18 protein-coding genes are annotated in these 15,788 nt (G+C 73.5%); 10 read left to right on the top strand and 8 right to left on the bottom strand.

Annotation, left to right across the window (positions count from 1 at the left end):
- Positions 1-120: 120 nt before the first annotated feature.
- On the bottom strand, positions 121-882 hold the full coding sequence (locus tag ACPZVR_RS07825) for a DUF3109 family protein (protein ID WP_436699013.1): 762 nt from the start codon (positions 880-882) through the stop codon (positions 121-123).
- 59 nt (positions 883-941) lie between these two features.
- Between ACPZVR_RS07825 and ACPZVR_RS07820 the strand changes: the two genes are divergently transcribed.
- From ACPZVR_RS07820 to proC, 6 genes are all read left to right on the top strand, one after another.
- Positions 942-1,880 carry a Ppx/GppA family phosphatase gene (locus ACPZVR_RS07820; protein WP_436699012.1) on the top strand — a complete coding sequence of 313 codons (939 nt, stop codon included), beginning with the start codon at positions 942-944 and terminating at the stop codon, positions 1,878-1,880.
- A complete protein-coding gene (locus ACPZVR_RS07815; protein WP_436699011.1) occupies positions 1,877-2,710 on the top strand; it encodes a sugar phosphate isomerase/epimerase family protein in 834 nt (277 codons plus the stop codon). Before ACPZVR_RS07820 ends, ACPZVR_RS07815 begins: the two co-directional genes overlap by 4 nt.
- Positions 2,707-3,294 (top strand): TetR/AcrR family transcriptional regulator, encoded by a 588-nt coding sequence (locus tag ACPZVR_RS07810; RefSeq protein WP_436699010.1) that lies wholly within the window; start codon positions 2,707-2,709, stop codon positions 3,292-3,294. The genes ACPZVR_RS07815 and ACPZVR_RS07810 overlap by 4 nt, the downstream gene beginning before the upstream one ends.
- 149 nt (positions 3,295-3,443) lie before the next feature.
- Positions 3,444-4,160: an ABC transporter ATP-binding protein gene (locus ACPZVR_RS07805; RefSeq protein ID WP_436699009.1), complete on the top strand. Its 717-nt coding sequence runs from the start codon at positions 3,444-3,446 to the stop codon at positions 4,158-4,160.
- An 8-nt stretch (positions 4,161-4,168) separates the two neighbouring features.
- Positions 4,169-4,891: an ABC transporter permease gene (locus ACPZVR_RS07800; RefSeq protein ID WP_436699008.1), complete on the top strand. Its 723-nt coding sequence runs from the start codon at positions 4,169-4,171 to the stop codon at positions 4,889-4,891.
- Between the two features lie 83 nt (positions 4,892-4,974).
- The gene (proC, locus tag ACPZVR_RS07795; protein WP_436699007.1) at positions 4,975-5,793 is read left to right on the top strand and encodes a pyrroline-5-carboxylate reductase; all 819 of its coding nucleotides are present in this window, start codon (positions 4,975-4,977) and stop codon (positions 5,791-5,793) included.
- Between the two features lie 20 nt (positions 5,794-5,813).
- On the opposite strand, the gene ACPZVR_RS07790 is transcribed toward proC, so the two are convergent.
- The 4 genes from ACPZVR_RS07790 to ACPZVR_RS07775 form a co-directional block, all read right to left on the bottom strand.
- Positions 5,814-6,515, bottom strand: coding sequence for an HAD family hydrolase (locus ACPZVR_RS07790; RefSeq protein WP_436699006.1), 702 nt, complete (start codon positions 6,513-6,515; stop codon positions 5,814-5,816).
- A gap of 87 nt (positions 6,516-6,602) precedes the next feature.
- Positions 6,603-7,211 (bottom strand): TetR/AcrR family transcriptional regulator, encoded by a 609-nt coding sequence (locus tag ACPZVR_RS07785; RefSeq protein ID WP_436699005.1) that lies wholly within the window; start codon positions 7,209-7,211, stop codon positions 6,603-6,605.
- Positions 7,208-7,660, bottom strand: coding sequence for a hypothetical protein (locus ACPZVR_RS07780; RefSeq protein ID WP_436699004.1), 453 nt, complete (start codon positions 7,658-7,660; stop codon positions 7,208-7,210). The genes ACPZVR_RS07785 and ACPZVR_RS07780 overlap by 4 nt, the downstream gene beginning before the upstream one ends.
- Positions 7,660-9,093 carry an MFS transporter gene (locus tag ACPZVR_RS07775; RefSeq protein WP_436699003.1) on the bottom strand — a complete coding sequence of 478 codons (1,434 nt, stop codon included), beginning with the start codon at positions 9,091-9,093 and terminating at the stop codon, positions 7,660-7,662. The genes ACPZVR_RS07780 and ACPZVR_RS07775 overlap by 1 nt, the downstream gene beginning before the upstream one ends.
- A 390-nt stretch (positions 9,094-9,483) precedes the next feature.
- On the opposite strand from ACPZVR_RS07775, the gene ACPZVR_RS07770 reads away from it, so the two are divergent.
- From ACPZVR_RS07770 to ACPZVR_RS07755, 4 genes are all read left to right on the top strand, one after another.
- On the top strand, positions 9,484-9,699 hold the full coding sequence (locus ACPZVR_RS07770; RefSeq protein WP_436699002.1) for a helix-turn-helix domain-containing protein: 216 nt from the start codon (positions 9,484-9,486) through the stop codon (positions 9,697-9,699).
- Positions 9,700-9,995: 296 nt separating this feature from the next.
- Positions 9,996-10,097, top strand: coding sequence for a 30S ribosomal protein bS22 (locus ACPZVR_RS07765; RefSeq protein ID WP_008356322.1), 102 nt, complete (start codon positions 9,996-9,998; stop codon positions 10,095-10,097).
- 79 nt (positions 10,098-10,176) lie between these two features.
- A complete protein-coding gene (locus ACPZVR_RS07760; protein WP_436699001.1) occupies positions 10,177-11,238 on the top strand; it encodes an NAD-dependent epimerase/dehydratase family protein in 1,062 nt (353 codons plus the stop codon).
- The gene (locus ACPZVR_RS07755) at positions 11,231-12,583 is read left to right on the top strand and encodes a lysophospholipid acyltransferase family protein (RefSeq protein WP_436699000.1); all 1,353 of its coding nucleotides are present in this window, start codon (positions 11,231-11,233) and stop codon (positions 12,581-12,583) included. The genes ACPZVR_RS07760 and ACPZVR_RS07755 overlap by 8 nt, the downstream gene beginning before the upstream one ends.
- Positions 12,584-12,604: 21 nt before the next feature.
- Here the strand turns inward: ACPZVR_RS07755 and ACPZVR_RS07750 are convergent, their stop codons facing one another.
- The 3 genes from ACPZVR_RS07750 to ACPZVR_RS07740 all read right to left on the bottom strand — a co-directional run bounded on the left by ACPZVR_RS07750 (position 12,605) and on the right by ACPZVR_RS07740 (position 15,785).
- Positions 12,605-13,765 (bottom strand): DUF5667 domain-containing protein, encoded by a 1,161-nt coding sequence (locus ACPZVR_RS07750; protein WP_436699127.1) that lies wholly within the window; start codon positions 13,763-13,765, stop codon positions 12,605-12,607.
- Between the two features lie 133 nt (positions 13,766-13,898).
- Complete coding sequence (locus ACPZVR_RS07745) at positions 13,899-14,750, bottom strand: sigma-70 family RNA polymerase sigma factor (protein WP_436698999.1); 852 nt, start codon at positions 14,748-14,750, stop codon at positions 13,899-13,901.
- A gap of 153 nt (positions 14,751-14,903) precedes the next feature.
- A complete protein-coding gene (locus ACPZVR_RS07740) occupies positions 14,904-15,785 on the bottom strand; it encodes an HAD family hydrolase (protein ID WP_436698998.1) in 882 nt (293 codons plus the stop codon).
- Positions 15,786-15,788: the final 3 nt, after the last annotated feature.

The raw sequence follows: 15,788 nt of genomic DNA, 5'->3' as shown, positions 1-15,788 counted from the left end.
AGATGCCTCGGCGCGGGCCGCCGAGGCATCTACCCGGGCGCTATGACCACTACCCGGGCGCTGTGGGGCCCAATTTCGTGCCGTAACCCTTAGTGACAAGCGACGGCGCGCGTGCAGCCGTCAGCGGGGGTCGGCAGGGTGCAGGGCGAGAGCCGAGCGCGAGCGCAGATGAGCCTCGCAGTGGCGTACCAGCTCGTCGTAGGCCTCTTGACCCATGAGGGCGACGAGCTCGGGTTCGTTGGTGACGTAGACCGGCTCGACGCCGACGTGGGCCTCGGTGTTGCCGGAGCAGTACCAGTCCAGGTCGTGGCCGCCGGGGCCCCAGCCGCGGCGGTCGTACTCGGTGATCGTCACCTCGACGTACGACGTGCCGTCCATCCGCTCGATCTCGCGGAAGGTACGCCGGATCGGCAGCTGCCAGCACACGTCCGGCTTGGTCTCCAGCGGGTTGCGACCGAGCTCGAGCGCGAGGCCGTGCAGGGCACAGCCGGCGCCGCCGGCGAAGCCGGGTCGGTTGGAGAACACGCACGAGCGCTGGCCGTCGACCTCGTGCATCCGGGTCTTCCGCTCGCCGTCCTCGTCCTTCTCGACCCAGTCCTTGCGCTTGACCGGGCGGCCCGGATGGGCCTGCCAGTGCTCCGGTGTCAGCTGCTCGACGAAGGCCTTGACCCGCAACTCGTCGTCCTTGTCGGCGAAGTGGGCGCCGAGGGTGCAGCAGCCCACGTCGGGGGAGTCGGCGTAGATGCCGGCGCAGCCGCTGCCGAAGATGCAGGTGAAGGACGACGTGAGCCAGGTGAGGTCGCACTTGAGGACCTCGGACTCGTCGGCCGGATTGGTGAACTCCACCCACGCGCGGGGGAAGTCGAGCGGGACCTCGGGCACTCACCCCACACTACTGGCCGCGTCGTCGCCGGAGTGCTCGCGGCTAGTACCGTGGACGTATGCGTCTGGGTGTGCTCGACATCGGCTCGAACACCGGCCACCTGCTGGTGGTCGACGCGCACGGCGGTGCGGCGCCGCTCCCGGCCTACTCCTACAAGGAGCCGCTGCGCCTCGCCGAGCACCTCGACGTCGACGGGGACGTGTCGCCCACCGGCATCGCGGCACTGACCGCGTTCACCGCGCAGGCACTGGTCGTGGCGGAGGAGAAGGGCTGCGAGGAGATGCTCCCGTTCGCCACCTCCGCCGTGCGCGACGCCGGCAACTCCGAGGCGGTGCTGGCCCATGTCGCCGAGCAGACGGGCGTGCGGATCGCGGTGCTCCCGGGGGAGGACGAGGCGCGGCTGACCTTCCTCGCCGTACGCCGCTGGTTCGGCTGGTCGGCCGGACGGCTCGCCGTCTTCGACATCGGCGGCGGCTCCCTGGAGATCGCGGCCGGCTCCGACGAGCGTCCGGACGTCGCCTGGTCGCTGCCGCTGGGCGCCGCGCGTCTGGCCCGTGCGGAGTTCGCCGCGCAGCCCGACGAGGACCAGCTGCGCCAGATCCGACGCCGGATCCGCGCCGACATCGCACGGGACGCGGGCCACCTGCTGCGCGCGGGTACGACGCACCGCGCGTCGGCGACGTCCAAGACCTTCCGCTCCCTCGCCCGGATCTGCGGCGCGGCGCCGTCCGGCGACGGACCGCTGGTGCCGCGCACGCTGCCGCTGGCCGAGCTGCGCCAGTGGATCCCGAAGCTGGTGGCGATGACGCCCGAGGAGATGGCCGCGCTGCCGGGCGTCTCGTCGGACCGCGCCCACCAGATCGTGCCGGGGGCGCTGGTCGCCGAGGCGTGCATGGACATCTTCGACCTGTCCGAGCTGGAGATCTGCCCGTGGGCCCTGCGGGAGGGCGTGATCCTCGAGCGGATCGACAAGCTGAGCGTCAACGACCCGTCATGACCGCCGCAGCTCCGGGGCGCCCCCGGATCGGGCTCTCGACGAGCTCGGTCTACCCGGAGTCGACGGCCCACGCGTTCGCCCACGCCGCCGCGGTCGGCTACGAGGCGGTCGAGGTGATGGTCGGCATCGACGCGCTCTCCCAGCAGGTGGACGCCGTCCGGCAGCTCTCCGAGCACCACGAGATCCCGATCAGCGCGATCCACGCGCCGTGCCTGCTGTTCACCCAGCGGGTCTGGGGGGTCGAGCCGTGGGGCAAGCTCGAGCGCTCCGCCGCGATGGCGCGCGCGGTGGGCGCGGAGGTGGTCGTGGTCCACCCGCCGTTCCGGTGGCAGCGCGAGTACGCCCGCGACTTCGTCAACGGGATCGCCGCGCTGGAGGAGTCGTCGGGGATCGCGTTCGCGGTCGAGAACATGTACCCGTGGCGCGCCTCGCGGCGCCGGATGGAGATGTACCTGCCCGGCTGGGACCCGTCCACGGAGCCCTATGCCAACACCACGATCGACCTGTCCCACGCGGCGATCGCCCGGGCCGATCCGGTGGCGATGGCCGAGCGGCTCGGCCCGCGGCTGCGGCACGTGCACCTGACCGACGGCACCGACTCGGCCAAGGACAAGCACCTCGTGCCGGGCCGCGGCACCATCGGCGCGGACGTCTTCCTGCGGCATCTCGCGGCCACCGGCTTCGCCGGCGAGGTCGTGCTGGAGATCAACACGCGCCGCTGCACCACCCGGGAGGAGCGGGAGGCCGACCTGCGCGCGTCGCTGGAGTTCGCGATGGAGCACCTCGCCGGCGTACCGGTGGCGCCGGCCGACGCCGGTGACGGCGCGTGACGGCGTCGGTGCGGGGGCGGCGCCGCGGCAGTCCCGACACCCGCGCGGCCATCCTCGCCGCGGCCCGGGAGCGCTTCGCCGAGGCGGGCTTCGCCGGTACGACGATCCGGGGCGTCGCCGGCGCCGCGGGCGTGGACCCGGCCCTGGTGCACCACTACTTCGGGTCGAAGGACGACCTGTTCGTCGCGGCGCTCGAGCTTCCCGTCGATCCGCGAGCGGTCCTGGCCGAGCAGGTCGTCGGACCCGTCACGGGTGCGGGCGAGCGGCTGCTGCGGGCGCTGATCGGCGTCTGGGACGACCCGGCCGTGCGGCCGGCGCTGCTGGCGATGGTGCGCCGGCTGATCGAGCCCGGCGGGGAGGCGCTGTTCCGCGGCGGGTTCCTGCCCGTCGTCCTGGTGCCGCTGGGTGAGGCGCTCGGCATCGACGCGCCCGAGCGGCGCATGCAGCTGGTCGCGAGCCAGGTGATCGGTGTGATCGTGCTGCGCTACGTGGTCCGCGCCGAGGCGATCGTCGCGATGGACGTCGACGCGCTGGTGGCGGCGTACGCCCCGGTGCTCGACGGGTTCCTCTCCGGCCCGCTGTAGTCGGCCCGCTGTCACCCGCCGTCCGCCCGACTGCCCGGCAGGCATCAGCGGGAAGGCGGCGATCGGAACTTCCCCCTGACGCGTGGACGGCGTGCTACTCGCCCGGTCGGGGCTTGCGCACCCGCCCGCGCAGGCGCATTATTCAACACATGATGAATTCGGTCGTGGCGATCGACGGACTCCGCGTCGTCCGAGGCGGCCGGACGGTGCTCGACGGCCTCGACCTGCGGATCGGCCCCGGTGTGACCGGCCTGCTCGGTCCCTCCGGGTGCGGGAAGTCGACCCTGCTGCGGAGCATCGTCGGCGTCCAACGGGTCGCCGCGGGCACGGTCACGGTGCTGCGCGAGCCGGCGGGCAGCCGGCCGCTGCGCGACCGGATCGGCTACCAGACCCAGACCGCCAGCACGTACGACGACCTGACGGTCCTCGAGAACCTCCGCTTCTTCGCGCGGGTCCTGGGCCTGGGCCCGGACGCGGCCGAGGAGAGCCTGGCGGCGGTGGACCTGGCCGGTCGCCGCGACGCGGTGGTCGGCCGGCTCAGCGGCGGGCAGCGCTCGCGCGTCGGGCTCGCCGTCGCCCTCCTCGGCTCTCCGGCCCTGCTCGTGCTCGACGAGCCGACGGTCGGACTCGACCCGGTGCTGCGTCGCGACCTGTGGGCGCTCTTCCACCGGATCGCTGACGCCGGGACTGCGGTCCTCGTCTCCAGCCACGTCATGGACGAGGCGGAGCGCTGCGACGCACTGCTGCTGATGCGGGAGGGCCGGATCATCGCCCACGGCACGCCCGCCGAGATCAAGGAGTCGCAGGGCGCCAACGACATCGAGTCGGCGTTCCTCGCGCTCGTCGAGCGGGGGGACGCGGCATGACGCCTCGGGTGACACTGGCCATTGCGGTCCGGGTGCTGACGCAGCTGCGGCGCGACCACCGCACACTGGCGATGCTGCTGGTGCTGCCGTGCCTGCTGCAGGCGCTGCTGTGGTGGATCTTCCAGGAGACGCCGCTGGTGTTCGACCGGATCGGCCCCGCGCTGCTGGCGATCTTCCCGTTCTTCGTGATGTTCCTCGTCACCAGCATCACCACCCTCCGGGAGCGCTCCGGCGGCACCCTGGAGCGGCTGTTCACGATGCCGATGGGTCGCCTGGACTTCCTCAGCGGCTACGCGCTCGCCTTCGGCGCGGTGGCCGCGGTCCAGGCCGCGCTGGCGGCGGGGGTGGCGATCGGGCTGCTCGACCTCGACCTGCGCGGCCCGGACGCCCTGCTGGTGGTGGTCGGTGTCGCCGACGCGGTGCTCGGCACGGCGCTCGGGCTGTTCGTCTCGGCGTTCGCCCGCACCGAGTTCCAGGCCGTGCAGTTCCTGCCGGCCGTGGTGGTGCCGCAGATCCTCCTCTGCGGGCTGATCGTCCCGCGCGACCGGCTGCCCGACGTACTCGAGGCGGTGGCGCAGGTGCTGCCGCTGACGTGGGCGGTCGACGCGATGGAGCACCTCGCCACGACCACCCGCACCGGCGAGGTCTGGCGCGACGTCGGCATCGTGCTGGCCTTCGCCCTCGCGGCACTCGCCCTCGGGGCGGCGACCCTGCGGCGGCGCACCGACTGACCGGGCGGCTCCCTCGCGGCTACGGCGACTGGCGGAGCGTCCCGCCGACCTGAGACTCTTCCCCACGTCGTTGGTCGTCGAGGGTGAGTGAGCAGGGCGTGGGCGAGAAGCGGACCGCTGTCATCGGTGCGGGTGTCATGGGCGAGACCCTGCTGTCCGGGCTGATCCGGGCCGGCCGGAGCGCCGACGCGCTCGTGGTCGTGGAGAAGCGCGCCGAGCGCGCGGCCGAGCTCGCGGAGAGGTACGGCGTCCGCGTGGTCGATGACGTCGCCGAGGCGGCGGCGGCCGACACGGTGCTGCTCGTGGTCAAGCCGCAGGACATGGCCGACGTCCTCGCCGAGCTCGGTCCGGCCCTGCGCCCCGGCCAGCTCCTGGTGTCGCTGGCCGCCGGCATCACCACCGGCTTCGTCGAGTCCCGCGTGCCGGACGGCGTCGCCGTCGTGCGGGTCATGCCCAACACCCCCGCGCTGGTCGACCAGGGCATGGCGGCCATCTCGCCCGGCACGCACTGCGACGAGGGCCACCTCGCGGAGGCCGACGAGCTGATGGCCTCGGTCGGCCGCGTCGTCCAGGTGCCCGAGAAGCAGCAGGACGCGGTGACCGCGATCAGCGGCTCCGGGCCGGCGTACGTCTTCTTCATGGTCGAGTCGATGATCGAGGCGGGCGTCCACCTCGGCCTTCCGCGCACGATCGCCCAGGAGCTCGTGATCCAGACCCTGGTCGGCTCCGCCACCATGCTCCGCGAGACCGGCGAGCACCCCGCGGTCCTGCGCGAACAGGTGACCTCGCCCGGCGGTACGACGGCCGCGGCCCTGCGCGAGCTCGAGGTGCACCGGGTGCGCGCCGCCTTCCTCGCCGCCCTCGAGGCGGCCCGTGACCGCTCGCGCGAGCTCGGCAGCTGACCCGGCCCGACGGCCGTGGCTCAGGCGACCTCCGCCAGGGTGCGCACGGTCTGCACCCGTGGGCCGGACCGGGGAGCGTCGCGGCGGCGGTAGCGGCCGTAGCGGTCGAGCAGCCGCGCCTGGAGGCCGGCTCGCTGCGCGCCGACGACGTCGTGGTGCAGTGAGTCGCCGACCATGAGGGTCGTGGCGGGTGCGGCACCGAGGCTCGCGCACGCGCTGAGATAGGAGCGCGGGTCGGGCTTGGCCGCCGGCAGGGCGGAGGACGCGAAGACCGGGACGTCGGCGCGCAGCAACCCGGTGCGGCGCAGCTTCTCGGTCTGGACGGCCAGCTCGCCGTTGGTCAGGATGCCGACCGGGAGGCCGGAGCCACGGAACCGCTCGATGGCGGCGGCGGCATCGTCGAAGGCCCGCCAGGCGGCGCGGTAGCAGCCGAGGAAGCCGGCATAGACGTCGTCGGCGAGCTCGTCGTCGGCCAGGTCCCACCCCGGCAGGAAGTCGCGGATCCGCGCCCGGCGGTGCTCGACGTAGGTCAACTCCCCGCGCTGGGCGCGCTCGTAGTGGCGTGCCTCGAGCACGAACCAGCGCTCCACGTGCGTCTCCAGCTGCGCGGGCGTCTCGGCCAGCCCCAGCCCGGCCAGCCACGTGCGCAAGCCCCGCTCGGAGGCGCCGCGGTGGTCGACCAGAGTGTCGTCCAGGTCGAGGAGCAGGGCCTGGAACGTCATACGGAGCAGTCTGCCAGCGGCCACCGACACCTCCTCACAGCAGGCGAGGTCGTCATGGACGTCAGCGGTGTCGACACCCCTGGACCATCAGGCACGTCGCAGCGCGTCGACGTCCGGGACCACCTGTCCCGGCGGGGTCAGCAGCCCCAGCATCGTGGCCGCGATGGCGTGCGCGGCCTCATCGGCCCCCAGCTCGCCGGCGTAGACCGACGTGGCGGCCGCGTGGGTGACCGTGTGCATCGTGGTCACCAGCCAGGAGACCGGGAGGTCGGTGCGGAAGCTGCCGCGGTCGCGGCCGTGGTCGAGCAGCCGCCGGGCCCGCTCCCGCGGCTCGCTGTGGGCCGCGGCCATCTCGGCGGCCGGCATGCTCTTCTCGGCGGCGACGACCAGGGCGCCGTACCGGAGGGTGACCTGCCACGTCGCGTCGATGAGCCGGACCAGGGCGGCGGCGGGGTCGCCCGACAGGTCGACCCCCCGCAGCGAGGCCTCGGACTCCCGCATCGCCCGCTCGACGACGGCCGCCACGAGGACGGCGCGGTTCTCGAAGTGACCGTAGAGCGTCACCCGGCCGACGCCGGCGGCCTTCGCGATGTCGTTGATGCTGGCGTCCGGGTCGCGGGCCAGGGTGCTGGTGGCGGCATCGAGGATCGCCTCCACGTTGCGGCGCGCGTCGGCACGGCGTGGACGAGTGGTCACGAGGCCATCATCGTGGATGCCCGGTCGGCCCGGGCGCGGCGCGAGTGGCAGCCGGCGTACTCCTCCCAGCGCCAGGCCATCGCGGCCAGCATCAGCACGAACATCGCGACGTGGCCGATCAGCATCAGGCCGCCGGCGTCGAGCACGCCGGCCCAGTACAGCGGCAGGGCGATCGCGAAGCCGACGTACATCACCGCGCACATCTCCGTGATCGGTGCCCACCGGTGGCCGCGGAACCGCATCCAGCCGGCCATCGGGAGCGCCATGGTGGTGGCCATCACGAGCGACTCGACGCTCGCCGAGCGCAGCCAGGAGGATCCGTCCGCGGCTCCGGTCGCGAGCGTCCAGACCGGCCAGAGCAGCATCATGCCGATCAGCATGGCCGCGATCATCTCGCCGTAGTGGAGGGCGAACCTGCGGACCTGTCGGATGTTCAGCCTGGTGTTCATCAGTGGAGACCTCCGGTCGGGTGCGTGGGGCCGGCTGTGCGGCCGGGGACGGAGACGAGGCAGAGCAGTGCGGCCGCGGCCGCGACCCCGCCGGCCACGGCGAAGCCGTGGACGTAGCCGGAGGTCGTGGTGCCGGCGATGCTGGCCGCGGCGACGCTCGAGATCACGCCGGCTCCGAGGGAGGCGCCGAACTCGTGGAAGGTGCTGACGATCCCCGAGACGATCCCCGACTCGTGGGGCTGGACGTGCCCCAGCGCGGTGGCGGAGGCGGCCACGAAGAGGGTGCCGAGGCCGAGCGCGGCGCCGGTGATGCCGAGGACCACGGCCGTCGACCCGTCGACCATGGCGGGTACGGCGAACCCGGCCCCCGCCACGACGAAGCCCGCCGTCGCGAGCACCCGGGCGCCGACCCGCCCGATCAGGTGTCCCCCCGCCGTGGCGCCGACGACGGTGGCGACCGCGATCGGGAGGAAGAGCAGGCCGGTCACGAGGGCGCCACGACCGGCGTGGTGCTGGAGGTAGAACGTGCCGAGGAAGAAGCCGGCGACCATCAGCGCCGTCGCGGCGACCACCAGCAAGGTGCCGCTCGCGACCGGACGCCGGGTGAGCAGGCGCAGGTCCATCAGCGGGGAGGCCGCGGTGTGCTGGCGCAGCCCGAAGAGGAGGTAGAGCGCAGCGGCGCCGGTCAGCAGGCCGAGCGTGCGCCCGCCGAGCCAGCCGTGGTCACCGGCACCGATCAGGGCGTAGATCGCGGTCCCGGTGGCCGCGGTGACGAGGACCGCCCCGGGCAGGTCGAGACGGGCGGCGCTCGGCCCACCGCTGCGTGCGCTCGGGCCCGGCGGGAGCCGCCGGGCCAGGCCGACGGCGACGACGAGTCCGATGGGGACGTTGACGAAGAACACCCACGGCCAGCCCGGCCCGGCGGTGAGCAGGCCGCCGAGGAGGACGCCGAGGGCCGCTCCGCCGCCGCCGAGCGCGGACCACACCCCGAGGGCGCGGTTGCGCTCCTCGCCCTCGAACAGGCGCAGCACCGCCGACAGGGCCGCGGGGGAGAGGAGCGCGGCGCCGAGGCCCTGGGCGACGCGGCTGCCGACGAGGACCTCGGAGGATCCGGCCAGGCCGGCGGCGAGGGAGGCGACGGTGAACAGGGCGAGCCCGGCCAGGACGACGGGGCGCGAGCCCAGCAGGTCCGCGACCCGACCGCCGAGCAGCATGAGGCCGCCGAACGCGAGCGTGTAGGCGCTGACCACCCAGGTCGTCGCGGCCCGGGACAGGTCGAGGTCGGCGCCGAGGTGCGGCAGCGCGATGGCGACGACCGTGACGTCGACGATGAGCATGAGCTGGGCGGCGCCGAGGAAGGCGAGCGTGCCCCAGCGGCGGGGGTCGGGCTCGTGCGTGCCCGCCGCGGGCGGGGTGGCGGCGAGGTGCGACATGGAGACTCCTAAGTCGAACAATGATGTCCGAAATATTAAGTCGAACATGCGTGTACGACAAGAGGGTGGGCGTGCCGCGCCTTGAGTTGCCCTCGGTGCGGGTCGGTGCGGGTCGGGGTCCGCGGCGTGCCCGGTGGCGTCGGCGGCGGGGAGGGTGGGGCGTGGAGAGGCGGGCCGGAGGCGCCACGGCAGGGCCGTGAAGCGCGTTCCCGGGTGTCGGGACCGCATCCTGGGTCCCGCTGCGGTCAAGCCGACACGCCGTGCTGAGAAAGTTTCACTGGCGAATCTCTTCCCCACGAGTCACATCTGGCTCTATTGTCACGCAAGTGGCGTCCGGTGTTCACAGCTGGGGAAGGCGGTGACGGACGCTCACAGAAAGCGTGGTTGGTCATGGCTCCTACGTCGCGCGAGCGCGCCGAGTCCCTCCCGGACCCGAAGTTCCTCACGATCGCCGAGGTCGCCTCGGTCATGCGCGTCTCCAAGATGACGGTCTACCGCCTGGTGCACAGCGGCGAGCTGCCGGCCGTCCGGGTCGGTCGCTCCTTCCGGGTCACCGAGGAGGACGTCAACGAGTACCTGCGCAAGTCCTTCTACTCGGCCGGCTGAGTCGGCGCGGTCCGGGCCCGCGTGGTCGACCGACGGCGCAGGAATCACCGGTCGACCGGTTGTTCCTGCACTCGTCGGGCGTTGCAATGGCCGACAAGTGCAGGTTTCGCCGGTCGACCGGTGATTCCCGCACCCGGACGGACCGCCCCGCGCGCGGTGCGATCTTCGTCCCATCTCCGGCGCTGATTCTCCGCGCTCACGCGGGTCCGGATAGGCTGACCGATGCTCCGGGGTCTCCCGGGGCGTCGTACGTCACGCCGGGAGCGACCGCCCCCGGCGCTCTGGAGAGGTTCCACGTGGGTTCTGTCATCAAGAAGCGCCGCAAGCGCATGGCGAAGAAGAAGCACCGCAAGCTGCTCAAGAAGACGCGCGTCCAGCGTCGCAAGCTCGGCAAGTGACCCGAGCGAGCCAGTAGCTCACGCAGTCTCGCCTCGTCGGCGCCCGGGTGCGCCGACCTGATCCGAGGAGTCGGTGGAGATGGGCGCCGGACGCACGGTCCTGGTCACAGGGGTCTCGCGAGACCTCGGCCGTACCCTTGCGCGCACCCTGGCCACCGATCCCGGGATCGACCGGGTCATCGGAGTCGACGTCATCCCCCCGCGGGGTGACCTCGGCGACGTCACGTTCGTGCGCGCCGACATCCGCAACCCGGTCATCGCGAAGGTCATCGCGAAGGAGGACGTCGACACCGTCGTCCACATGAGCGTGATCGCGACCCCCGGCTCCGCCGGTGCCCGCGGCACCATGAAGGAGCTCAACGTCATCGGGACCATGCAGCTCCTGGCGGCCTGCCAGAAGGCCGAGGGGCTGCGCACCCTGGTGGTGAAGTCCTCGACGACGGCCTACGGCGCCAGCAGCCGTGACCCGGCCATGTTCACCGAGGACATGGAGCCGCGACGCCCCGCGCGGACCGGCTACGGCAAAGACGTCGTGGAGGTCGAGCAGTACGTCCGCGGCTTCGCCCGACGGCGCCCCGACGTCACCGTCACCCTGCTGCGCTGCGCCAACGTGATCGGCCCGCGGGTGATGAGCCCGCTGGCGTCGTACTTCCGGCTGCCGGTGATCCCCACCGTCCTGGGCTTCGACCCGCGCCTGCAGTTCCTCCACGAGACGGACCTCTACCGCGTGCTGCGCCACGCGGTCCAGGAGGACCGCCCCGGCACGTTCAACGTCGCCGGCGACGGCCTGCTCATGCTCTCCCAGGCGCTGCGCCGGGCCGGCCGGCCCAACGTCCCGGTGCCCGGCTTCGCCTTCGGCAGCCTCGGCTCGGCCCTCAAGCCCGTGCGCCGTGCGGACCTGTCGCCCGAGCTGGTCGCGTTCTTGACCTATGGCCGCGGGGTCGACACCACGCGGATGCGCAGCGAGCTCGGCTTCGAGCCGCAGTACACGACGTCGTCGGCGTTCGCCGAGTTCGCGGCGTCCCTCCCGCCGGCGGCGCGGCGCACCGAGCGTCTGCTCGGCTCGCTCGCCGAGCGGCTCCCCGCGGTCGACGAGGACCGTCCCGCCCAGCTCACCCTCGCTGGAGGAACGGATGGCTGACGCCGAGATCATCCCGATCGGCACCCGCGGCCAGCCCGGCCGCGGCACCGGCAAGCGGCCCTCCGCCGCGGCCCGAGGCCTGGCCTCGAAGTCCGGTACGCCGCGCCGGACGCCGGCGCGCAAGCCCGCCCCCGACACGCCCGAGCCCGAGGCCGGGGAGGCGCCGGGCGCCGACCCGACCGCGGGTCCGCCGCCCGCCGGTCCCGCCGCCGGTCTCGCCGACGGTCTCGCCGACGGTCTCGCCGACGGTGCGAGCGACGGTGCGGGCGAGCCGCCGGCAGCGGACGCTACTCCCGACCCCGCCGGCGACGCCACCCGCGATCCCGCGCCGGGCCCGGCACCGGCGGCGGCCGACCCGTCCGGGACCGCGGCGCCGACCGGCCTGCCCGGCGCCGTACCCACCGCCGTGGCGGCCGCCCGCACCGAGGACCGCGGCCTGAGCCCGCTGGCGGGCATCCCGGTCGGTGACTGGCTCGCGGCCTTCCAGCACGCCAGCAAGGAGCTCTTCGGGGACCAGTGGGAGCCGCAGCTGGCCCGGTTCCTCGCCTTCCTGCGGCGCCGCCTGACCGGCGAGTACACCGTCGACGAGTACGGCTTCGACGCCGAGGTCACCGAGCGCTTCTTCATGGCGGCGCTGCGGCCGGTGGCGCAGAAGTGGTTCCGGATCGAGGTCCGGGGCATCGACAACATCCCCGTCGACGGCGGTGCCCTGGTCGTCTCCAACCACTCCGGCACGATCCCGGTCGACGGCCTGATGACGATGGTGTCGATCCACGACCACACCGGTCGCTTCCTGCGCCCGCTCGGTGCCGACCTGGTCTTCCGCCTGCCCCTGGTGGGCTCCGTGGCCCGCAAGGGCGGCGCCACCCTGGCCTGCGCTGAGGATGCCGAGCGGATGCTGCGCGGTGGCGAGCTGGTGGGTGTGTGGCCCGAGGGCTTCAAGGGCATCGGGAAGCCGTTCTCCGAGCGCTACAAGCTCCAGCGCTTCGGCCGGGGTGGCTTCGTCTCCGCCGCGCTGCGCACCGGGGTCCCGATCGTGCCGCTCTCGGTGGTCGGCGCCGAGGAGATCTACCCGTTGGTCGGCAACATCCCGTCCCTGGCCCGCCTGCTCGGTGTGCCGTACATCCCGATCACCCCGCTCTTCCCGCTCCTCGGGCCGCTGGGCCTGGTGCCGCTGCCGTCGAAGTGGCTGCTCGAGTTCGGCGAGCCGATCCGCACCGACGAGTACGACGCGGGGGCGGCCGAGGACCCCATGCTGGTCTTCGACGTGACCGATCAGGTCCGCGAGACCATCCAGCAGACGCTCTACAGCCTGCTCATGCAGCGCGAGTCCGTCTTCCGCTGAGCCTTCCTGCGCCCGCGGAGGTCAGGGCGTGGTGGTGCCGAGGAGGCCGCCCAGCAGGGCGCCGAGGCCCCCGACCAGACCGCCGACCAGACCGGGGTCGGTCGTGCCGTCGGTCGGCTGCGGCTGGCCGTCGAGGCCGAGCGCGCCGGTGACGCCGCGGGTCACCTCCTCGACCGTCTTGCCGACGGTCTTGGTGGGCTTGGTGGCGTCGGGCGGGTTCGGCTGCGTCGTCTCCGGAGGCGGTGGCGGGGTCTGGCCCGGCGGCGGGGTCGAGGCGGCCGGCGGCGGAGTGGTCGCGGCGGGCGCGTCCTTCTTCTTGGCCGGCGGCGGCAGCACCTGGGTCGCCGACGCGGCGATGTCGCCGCTGAGGACCGCGCTGAGCGGCAGCGTCACGAAGTCGGGGACCTGGGCGATGTCGCCCTCGGCGCAGCCGGGGCAGGCCTCCCACGCGGCGGCGTCGATCTGCCGGATCGTCTGGGTGGCGGTGATCAGGATCGATCGGCTCTCGGCCGGGACGGCGGGGCCGTGGGCGCCGAGCACGTCCATGCTCTCGCCCGCGAAGGCGCGCAGGTCGGCGATCCGGTCGGCCTTGCCGGTCGCGGCGTAGTCGTCGAGCGCGAACTCGGACGCCTGGCGGGCCTGCTCGGTGAAGTCCTGGAGCGTCTCGCTGATCGCGTCGGCGCTCGCGTCGCGCGCCACGAGGGAGCGGAACTCGTCGAGTCGGGACTCGGCGTGGGAGCGGAGGGCCTCGGCCTTCGCGGCGCCGTCGGGCTGCAGGTTGGTCTGGGCGTTCTCGATCGCCCGCTTGACCGGGTAGAGCACGTCGCCGGGCAGGGCGTCCTGGGCGGCCATCGCCATCGAGCCGGTGGCGGACACGACGGCGAAGCCGCCGATCACCGCGGCCAGCCGGCGCTCGCGGGAGCCGCGACGCTGCCGGGGGGTCAGCCGGACGGCCAGGGCCTCCTCGGCCCGGGCGGGCTCGCGCTCGGCCGCAGCGACGAGCTGCGCGCGCAGCGAGGTGACGAACTCGGGCCGGGCGGTGGCCGGAGGCACGGCGCGCAGGGCGGCGACCAGCTCGAGCAGCTCGGCCTGGGTCTCGTCACCGGTGGCGAGGCCCTCGCCGCGCCCGGAGACCAGCGCGTCGAACTCCTCCGCGCCGCGCGACCAGCCGTTCCCCCGCATCACAACGTCCGTCCTCGTGTCGAGAGGGTCGCCACGACCCTCGAGCTCTCTCGAACGTCCAACGACGGGTCGGTCCCGCTGGTTACGGTCCACACGGGTGGACGGGCATAGTCCGAATTGACCAGGCGCTCGATCATCGGATCCCCTCCGGCATCAGCTTGGCGAGGTTGCGCACGCCGCGCAGCTGGAGCTGCTTGATGGCGCCGTCGCTGCGACCGAGGGCGGCGGCCGTCTCGGCGATGCTCAAGCCCTGCAGGAAGCGCATGATGAGGCAGTCGCGCTGCTCGTTGGGGAGCTTGGTGAGCGCGTCGAGGAGGATCTCGTTGGTCAGGCTCGCGAGGACGGCGTTCTCCGGACCCTCGGTGGCGTCGTCGTGCTGCCCCATGTCCTCGGTGGTCAGCTCGAGGCGGGTGCGACCGGCCTTGAAGTGGTCGGTCGCGAGGTTGCGGGCGATGGTCATCAGCCAGGCGCCGAAGTCCTTGCCCTGCCAGCGGAACGACGACATGTTGCGCAGCGCGCGGAAGAACGTCTCCGAGCAGAGGTCCTCGGCGACGACGACGGAGCGGGTCCGGTAGTAGAGGAACCGGTAGACCGAGGGCTGGTAGTGGTCGTAGAGGAGGCCGAACGCCTCGGCGTCGCCGCCGCGGGCCAGCTCGACCAGGCCGATCAGTCGCTCGCGGGCCTCGGCGGAGTCCTCGGAGGAGGTGGCGAGGGTGGCGTCGCCGAACGAGTCCCCGCCGTCGCGCTCGAAGCCGCCGGAGCCGGGGGCGCCCGCCGGGTCGGCGGAGGTCTCGGCACTCGCCTCGCTCCACAGGTGGTGGTCGGTGCGGGACGCGCGGGAGTCGCGGGTGGGCGGCGCGGCGAACGGTCCGCCGAAGGGCCCGGCGCCGGCCGGTGCCGGGGGTGGGAAGGGGGTCAGCGCGGCGACGACGGCCTCGCGCAGGGCGTCGAGCCCGCGCGTCAGGTCAGCGCGCTGCCAGGTCATGCGGGTCCCTCCCTCCTGCCCCCCGGAGGGGATCCTACGGCGGATCCGCCTGCGGTGGTACCGGAACGCGAGAACCGGTCGGGCGACACCCGGTCGCCCGCGGTCGACAGGTTACCGTCCGGTAGGGCGCATCGCCATCGTGCGTCGCGCCGCTCAGGGGCGATGCCGCTGGCGGCGTACGACGGCCCCGGCGATCGCGGCGCCCGCCGCCGCCGAGCCCACGACGATCCCGGCGCGGGCGGCCTTGCGGCCGGTCCGGTAGTCCCGGATCCGCCAGCCGTGGGCGCGGGCGTGGGCGCGCAGCTTCGCGTCGGGGTTGATGGCGCACGGGTCGCCGACGAGGCTGAGCATCGGCAGGTCGTTGGCCGAGTCGCTGTAGGCCGAGCAGAGGGACAGGTCGAGTCCCTCCCGCTCGGCGAGCGCCTTCACCGCCACCGCCTTCGCCGGCCCGTGCAGCATGTCGCCGACGAGCTGGCCGGTGTAGACGCCGTCGACGTGCTCGGCGACCGTGCCGAGGGCTCCGGTGAGACCGAGCCGCCGGGCGATCAGGTTCGCGATCTCGATCGGCGCGGCGGTCACCAGCCAGACCCGCTGCCCGCGGTCGAGGTGCATCTGGGCGAGGGCGCGGGTGCCGGGCCAGATCCGGTGCGCCATCGCCTCGTCGAAGATCTCCTCGCCGACGTCCTCGATCTCCCGCACGGTGTGCCCCGCGATGAAGGCGAGGGCGGAGTTGCGGGCCTCGGCGACGTGCTCGGGGTCCTCCACGCCGACGACGCGGAAGTACGCCTGCTTGTACGCCGCCCCGAGGATGTCGCGCGTCGTGAAGAACTTGCGCCGGTAGAGCCCCCGCGCCAGGTGGAAGATGCTCGCGCCCTGCATGACGGTGTTGTCGACGTCGAAGAAGGCCGCCGCGCGCGGATCGACGGGATGGGCCAGGGCGGACTCCACCTCGGCGGCCGCCGCGGCCGCCTCGCCCGCCAGGCGCGACCGTTGCTGCAGGTTCAGCCGGCGGGGACGGTCGGCGGGCGGCACCATGCG

The sequence above is a fragment of the Nocardioides segetis genome, assembly GCF_051390595.1.
Taxonomy (GTDB): Bacteria; Actinomycetota; Actinomycetes; order Propionibacteriales; family Nocardioidaceae; genus Nocardioides.
Note: the sequence above shows the minus strand (reverse complement) of the source record. Positions and strands in the feature narration are given on the sequence as shown.

What these genes read in the sequence shown, in the direction of transcription:
- ACPZVR_RS07775 (WP_436699003.1), bottom strand. Translation starts at nt 9,093, where the DNA reads ATGTCGCACCTCGCCGCCACCCCGCCCGCGGCGGGCACGCACGAGCCC.
- ACPZVR_RS07770 (WP_436699002.1), top strand. Translation starts at nt 9,484, where the DNA reads ATGGCTCCTACGTCGCGCGAGCGCGCCGAGTCCCTCCCGGACCCGAAG.
- ACPZVR_RS07745 (WP_436698999.1), bottom strand. Translation starts at nt 14,750, where the DNA reads ATGACCTGGCAGCGCGCTGACCTGACGCGCGGGCTCGACGCCCTGCGC.
- ACPZVR_RS07780 (WP_436699004.1), bottom strand. Translation starts at nt 7,660, where the DNA reads ATGAACACCAGGCTGAACATCCGACAGGTCCGCAGGTTCGCCCTCCAC.
- ACPZVR_RS07790 (WP_436699006.1), bottom strand. Translation starts at nt 6,515, where the DNA reads ATGACGTTCCAGGCCCTGCTCCTCGACCTGGACGACACTCTGGTCGAC.
- ACPZVR_RS07760 (WP_436699001.1), top strand. Translation starts at nt 10,177, where the DNA reads ATGGGCGCCGGACGCACGGTCCTGGTCACAGGGGTCTCGCGAGACCTC.
- ACPZVR_RS07755 (WP_436699000.1), top strand. Translation starts at nt 11,231, where the DNA reads ATGGCTGACGCCGAGATCATCCCGATCGGCACCCGCGGCCAGCCCGGC.
- ACPZVR_RS07740 (WP_436698998.1), bottom strand. Translation starts at nt 15,785, where the DNA reads ATGGTGCCGCCCGCCGACCGTCCCCGCCGGCTGAACCTGCAGCAACGG.
- ACPZVR_RS07815 (WP_436699011.1), top strand. Translation starts at nt 1,877, where the DNA reads ATGACCGCCGCAGCTCCGGGGCGCCCCCGGATCGGGCTCTCGACGAGC.
- ACPZVR_RS07750 (WP_436699127.1), bottom strand. Translation starts at nt 13,765, where the DNA reads ATGCGGGGGAACGGCTGGTCGCGCGGCGCGGAGGAGTTCGACGCGCTG.
- ACPZVR_RS07820 (WP_436699012.1), top strand. Translation starts at nt 942, where the DNA reads ATGCGTCTGGGTGTGCTCGACATCGGCTCGAACACCGGCCACCTGCTG.
- ACPZVR_RS07805 (WP_436699009.1), top strand. Translation starts at nt 3,444, where the DNA reads ATGATGAATTCGGTCGTGGCGATCGACGGACTCCGCGTCGTCCGAGGC.